This is a genomic window from Pedobacter sp. HMWF019, assembly GCF_003061025.1.
GTDB lineage: Bacteria > Bacteroidota > Bacteroidia > Sphingobacteriales > Sphingobacteriaceae > Pedobacter.
On the sequence record NZ_QAIL01000450.1, the window covers coordinates 1 to 6,103 of the forward strand.

Sequence of the window (6,103 nt, forward strand, 5' to 3'; positions counted from 1 at the left end):
CTGTTAGAAAGGTTAATAAAAAGGTCTCTACGTGGATGAACAGGAGAGGACTCATGCTGATGAACCTTGAAAATACAGTGAACCGCTCTGTAAAGAGACTCAGAAAAAAATATTTTAGATTTTAGTCCTTATTTTTTCTGAAACTCAACTGGGTTAATAACCTTATCTTTGCTGCATGATGGTAGATAAGATATTGGGGAATCTGAAGATTTCTGCATTGAACAAAATGCAGGAAGCAACACTTGGTGCTGCAGAAAAAGGGAATGATGTCTTGTTGCTGGCGCCTACTGGTTCAGGAAAAACACTAGCTTTTTTATTGCCCTTGTTTCTTAAACTGAATACTTCAAAAAAAGGCGTACAGGCATTGATTTTGGTACCCTCAAGAGAACTTTCTTTACAGATTGAACAGGTTTTTAGGCAGATGGGTACTGGTTTTAAAGTGAACTGCTGTTATGGTGGGCACCCTGTAAAAACGGAGCGTAATAATTTTGAAGAGCCGCCTGCTTTACTTATCGGTACTCCTGGAAGGATTGCTTACCATCTAAGACACGAGAATTTTGATGAGTCAGGTATTGCCACCCTGGTTCTGGATGAATTTGATAAAGCACTGGAGTTTGGTTTTCAGGAAGATATGTCTTATATCATTGGGAAATTATTGTCGCTGAATCAAAGGTTCCTGACTTCTGCAACGGCGATGGAAGAGATTCCTGAGTTTACCGGGGTCAAAAATCCAATAGAGATCAATTATTTGAAAGATCAGAAGTCTGCTCCGGATCTGAAGTTGATGAAGGTATATGCACAGGCAGAGGACAAGTTGAATACCTTGTTTGATTTGATTTGTAAAGTTGGGGATAAAACTACCCTGATCTTTTGTAACCACAGAGAGACAGTAGACCGAATCAGTGATCTGCTGATTGACAAAGATCTTGCTCATGATATTTTCCATGGAGGGATGGAACAGGATGAGCGCGAAAGAGCTTTACTGAAGTTCAGAAATGGCAGTATCAAAATTTTAATCACAACGGATCTTGCTTCCAGGGGATTAGATATTCCGGAGGTGGAGTGTATTATTCATTACCAGCTTCCCTATACTGCAGATGCTTTTGTACATCGTAATGGACGTACCGCGAGAATGAATGCTAAAGGAACGGCCTATCTTATGTTAACTGATGAAGAGAAGTATCCCTTTTTAAGTGAAGACCTGGAAACGGAAGAACTGGATGGTGATTACGAGCTTCCTTCTGACAGCCAATGGCAAACCTTATATATTGCTGCGGGGAAAAAAGACAAAGTAAATAAAATTGATATAGTAGGTTTACTGCTTAAAAAAGGTGGATTGCAAAAGGAAGATGTTGGACTGATTGAGGTAAAAGATCAGAGCTCCTATGTTGCCGTAAAACGCAGTATGGTAGGAAGGGTGCTTTCTGCATTGGCTCAGGAAAGAATTAAGAATAAAAAAGTTAAAATAGAAGTAGCGCTGTAGTATGAGTAATAACGATATTTTTAAGAAATTGCGCGTTGCGCTCCAGCTCACTAATGATGATATCATTAAAATCATGGAACTGGTTAATTTTAAAATTACAAAAAGTGAATTGGGATCCTTTTTCAGAAGTGATGATCATCCTAATTTTAAACCATGTGGAGATCAGATCTTAAGAAATTTTTTGAACGGACTGGTGATCTATAAAAGAGGGCCTAAGCCCGAGCAGCAAGATAAAATCGTCTGATTTTAGTGTTTTTGTAATGATAATTTTACCTTTTATGTAATAATCCTGGAAGGCAGGTGTCTAAGACTTGTTTTCAAAAAGACATGAATACAGATCATTTGCATAATTCTGAATATCGATTGCTTGGCCTGCTCCGGGATGGAAATCAGCAAGCGTTCAGGGAGATTTACAATCTCTATAGGCAGAAGGTAAATCGTTATGCAGTTAAGATCGCTAAATCTGAAGATGTTGCAGAAGAGATCACCCAGGAGGTTTTTATCCGGATCTGGCAAAAGAGAGCACAGATCAATTTGGATATGAATTTTGATGCTTACATCAAAAAGGTAACGCTTAATCATGTCTTGAATCATTTAAAAAAGGTGGCCAGAGAAAAATCTCTTCAGGAGCAGATTTTTATCTATATCGATCAGATCAGGAATCATACAGAAGAGGGTATTTACGAAAAGGAATTGATGCAGGTTTATCAAGATGCGATTGACCGGTTGCCCGCACAAAAGAGAATCATCTATAAAATGAGCCGCAATGAAGAACTCTCCCACGATGAAATTGCAGCCAAGCTCAATATTTCGAAAAACACAGTGAAAAACCATATGGTTGAAGCCACAAAATTTATAAGAATAGCGGTCAATAAGCACGGAAGTATTGTGTGTTTTTTTATCGCTTGTTCAAATTATTTTAATTCTAACTAGTCCTAGGGCAGCCGGGTGTTGTATTATAGATAAGGATGCACCGAAAGGTTACCTGTTTATTGTAACACCATGGAAGAAAAAGAGCAGTTTAAGTATTTATATCATCTGTACATTGCCAATCTGTGTACAGAAGAGGAGCTGAAAAGATTTTTCGAGTTGTTAAGTCAACAAAAAGAAGACAGTGAAGTCCTTTCACTGCTCGCATCTACCTGGGATAAGGTGGAACTACAAGGGGAGCATGGTCTTGACCCTGGATTTCTAAAAGATGACTTCGATACTACACCAGTTCATACGCTCAAACCTGAAAGGAAGCGGGGATTTATACTATGGAAAGCTGCTGCTGCAATTTTTCTTATTGTAGGTATGGGTTATTTATACAGGGCAGAAGTAAGCAACTGGATAAACCCTGTTCATGAACAGCAATTGTTAAGCGCAGCCGGGGAGCGTAGGCAGTTGCTGCTTCCTGACGGGACAAAAGTATGGTTAGGTCCGGGTTCGAAATTTAATTATCCCGATCGGTTTAGCGGTGTGAAAAGAACAGTTAAATTGGAAGGAGAAGCTTTTTTTGAGGTTAAACATGATGCCAGACATCCTTTTGTTATACAAAGCGGCGCCGTAAGTACAACCGTACTGGGAACCAGTTTTAACGTAAAGGCTTACAAATTGAAGCATGATGTAGAAGTGACCCTGGTTACCGGTAAAGTTGCAGTGGCTTTGCAAAATAACAATAGGGTAATCCAAAATACTATTATTGCTAATCAACAGATTTTGGTGGATAAAAAAGGTTTCAGGATGACCAAGAGAGATTTTCCTGCAGCAGCGTCTTTTCTCAGTAAGCGATTGGGCTTGTTTGATTATAACGGAGAAACCCTGGCAGTGGTGATCTCTGATCTGCAAATGCAATACGGAATTCAGATAAAAACAGAAGGAAATTTAGAGGAAAGTGCTTTTTACGGGCATTTAAAGATGACGGACCCACTAGACCATACATTGGATAAATTATGTCTGGTTATGGATGCGGAGTGGAAGAAAAAAGGAGGAGTGTATGTAATTTCAAAATAAAATTGCCCGGTTATGTACAGGACATAAACGGGCATCATCAATTTCTAAACTGTCAAAGCCTGAAGAACTGATGACAGCTATTAATCAACATTAATTATAAAGTTATGAATAAATCTGGACCTAAATGGTTCTTTTGCTTAATTCTATTGATTGGTCTCGTTATTCAGATCAAGTCCTATGGCCAAAGCCCGCTCGAAAAGCGCATCAGTATCCAACTTGTTAACGAAAACCTAAAGGCTGCGCTGGATAAAATTTCCAAGGTAAGTGGTGTTAAATTTACCTATAATGAACAGATTGCGCAGAGCGATCTGAAAGTAAACCTGAAGGTTCAGAGCAAAACGATAAAAGAGGTTTTAAACGATATTTTTTCTGGAAAGCCTTATTCTTTTACACTACTGGATAAGGAAATTTTTATAAGGGCTGACGATTCGAAATCAAAAAAGGCAGAAGCCGGTCCAGCGGCTACTCGGGGTTCAAGTTCTGGGACCTTTACCTTAAGTGGATCTATTAAAGCTCAAAAAACGGGAGAAACACTGATTGCTGCAACCATAAAAGTGGCGGGCTCCCAAAAATCGACCTTGAGTAATGAGTACGGATTCTATTCTTTGTCTTTGCCGTCGGGCAGCTATTATGTAGAAGTAAGAGCTGTTGGATTTAAAAAATACAGTGCGCAGATTGACCTGACAGCCAACCGTATTTTTAATATAGACATGGGAGAGGATGTGAACGAGCTATCTACCGTTGAAATTACCACCTCCGGATCTAAAAGGAATTTGGACAACCCACAAATGGGAATGGAGCGATTAAGTATTGCCGAGACAAATAATATTCCTGTTTTGCTTGGTGAACGCGATGTAATTAAGGCTATTCAGTTACTTCCGGGGGTAAAACCATCCAGCGATGGGGGTGGTGGCTTTTTTGTACGTGGCGGATCAGCAGATCAGAACATGATCCTTCTGGATGAAGCTCCGGTATACAATGCGACACATTTGGTGGGTTTCTTTTCGACATTTAATTCTGATGCCATAAAGAATGTTACCTTATATAAAAGTGGTATGCCTGCGCAGTACGGTGGCAGATTATCTTCGGTGCTTGATATCAAAATGAATGATGGAAACAATCAAAAGTTCGGAGTAAGTGGGGGTGTTGGTATGATATCGGCAAGAGTGAATGTGGAAGGTCCGATTCAAAAGGATAAATCTTCTTTTCTTATTTCTGCCAGAAGAACATATTTGGATATGTTTCTGAAATTGTCCAGCGATACCAATCTTAAAAATTCCTCGCTTTACTTTTATGATGTGAATATGAAAGCCAATTATTTCCTGGGTGAAAAAGACAGGCTCTTTGTTTCCGGATACCTTGGCAAAGATGTACTGGAGTCAAAAGGGGTTAATGGGATAAGATGGGGAAACAGTACGGCAACACTGAGGTGGAACCACATCTTTAATAGTAAATTGTTCTCGAATACCTCTCTAATCTATAGTAATTACGATTATACCATAAAATCTGATGGTAAAGGCAGCACCTTGTCTCTCTTTTCACAGATCAGGGACTTTAATGTTAAAGAAGATCTGCAATGGTATGCGAATGAGAAAAATACCATTAGTATGGGTGTTAATGCGATATATCACACCATTAAACCTGGAGAAGTACGTGCATCGGGAGATAATGGATACGTTTCCCAGGATCTTCAGAACCGTTATTCTATAGAAAGTGCAGCTTATGTGAGTAATACCTGGAAGGCGAGCGATGTATTAAGCTTAACCTATGGTTTACGGGCTTCAGCATTTAGTATTTTGGGAAAAGGAGATTACTATCAGATCGGCAGTGATGGTCTTGTGACGGGGACGACCAGTTATAAAAGCGGTGAAGTGGTGAAAACTTATCTGAATCTGGAACCAAGAGCTTCTGCATCCTTACAATTGAATGAATCCTCTTCTGTGAAAGCTTCCTATGTAAGAAATGTTCAGAACCTGCACCTGATCTCTAATTCTACTTCGGCATCTCCAACAGATCGTTGGGTGGCCAGCACCAACATTATTAAACCGGAAACAAGCGATCAGTTTTCATTGGGCTATTATAAAAATATATTAGATAATGTTTTTGATTTTACAGCGGAGACTTATTACAAGAATTTGAAAAACCAGGTGGATTATAAGAATGGTGCTGAGATTTTTACAAACAGACCAATTGAAACACAACTTCTTTTTGGTATCGGAAGAGCTTATGGGATAGAATTTTCTTTAAAAAAGAAAACCGGTCGGTTAACTGGCTGGTTGGCCTATACGCTGTCGAAGTCTGAAAGAAAGATTGATGGAATAAACAACAATAACTGGTATAACGCCCGCCAGGATAGAACCCATGATATTTCAGTGGTCATGATGTACCAATTGAATCCAAAGTGGTCACTTTCCGCTAACTGGGTGTTTTCCACAGGAAGTGCGGTTACCTTTCCCATTGGGAAATATAAGGTTCTGGATCAGAATTATTTCTACTATTCGGATCGTAACGGAGATCGTATGCCCAACTACCACCGTTTGGACCTGGGGGCAACTCGCTTGCTAAAGCAGACCAAAAAGTTTTCTTCTGAATTGAATTTTAGTTTATATAATGCCTATGGCAGAC

Annotated in this window: 5 protein-coding genes; all 5 read left to right on the top strand. The window is 39.4% G+C overall.

Going from position 1 to position 6,103, the window contains the following annotated elements:
- Positions 1 to 175 precede the first annotated feature (175 nt).
- Entirely contained in the window at positions 176 to 1,483 is a 1,308-nt protein-coding gene (locus DBR11_RS23825) for a DEAD/DEAH box helicase (RefSeq protein ID WP_108555093.1), read from the top strand.
- 1 nt (position 1,484) lies between these two features.
- On the top strand, positions 1,485 to 1,727 hold the full coding sequence (locus DBR11_RS23830) for a DUF1456 family protein (RefSeq protein ID WP_108555094.1): 243 nt from the start codon (positions 1,485 to 1,487) through the stop codon (positions 1,725 to 1,727).
- 83 nt (positions 1,728 to 1,810) lie between these two features.
- A complete protein-coding gene (locus DBR11_RS23835; RefSeq protein WP_108555095.1) occupies positions 1,811 to 2,416 on the top strand; it encodes an RNA polymerase sigma-70 factor in 606 nt (201 codons plus the stop codon).
- Between the two features lie 69 nt (positions 2,417 to 2,485).
- The gene (locus tag DBR11_RS23840) at positions 2,486 to 3,478 is read left to right on the top strand and encodes a FecR family protein (RefSeq protein ID WP_108555096.1); all 993 of its coding nucleotides are present in this window, start codon (positions 2,486 to 2,488) and stop codon (positions 3,476 to 3,478) included.
- A gap of 104 nt (positions 3,479 to 3,582) precedes the next feature.
- A partial coding sequence (locus DBR11_RS23845) for a TonB-dependent receptor (protein WP_108555097.1) occupies positions 3,583 to 6,103 on the top strand: 2,521 nt, incomplete at its 3' end.

Bases quoted from the DNA above. Each gene is read 5' to 3' on its own strand.
- DBR11_RS23830 (WP_108555094.1), top strand. From the start codon at position 1,485: ATGAGTAATAACGATATTTTTAAGAAATTGCGCGTTGCGCTCCAGCTC.
- DBR11_RS23835 (WP_108555095.1), top strand. From the start codon at position 1,811: ATGAATACAGATCATTTGCATAATTCTGAATATCGATTGCTTGGCCTG.
- DBR11_RS23840 (WP_108555096.1), top strand. From the start codon at position 2,486: ATGGAAGAAAAAGAGCAGTTTAAGTATTTATATCATCTGTACATTGCC.
- DBR11_RS23825 (WP_108555093.1), top strand. From the start codon at position 176: ATGATGGTAGATAAGATATTGGGGAATCTGAAGATTTCTGCATTGAAC.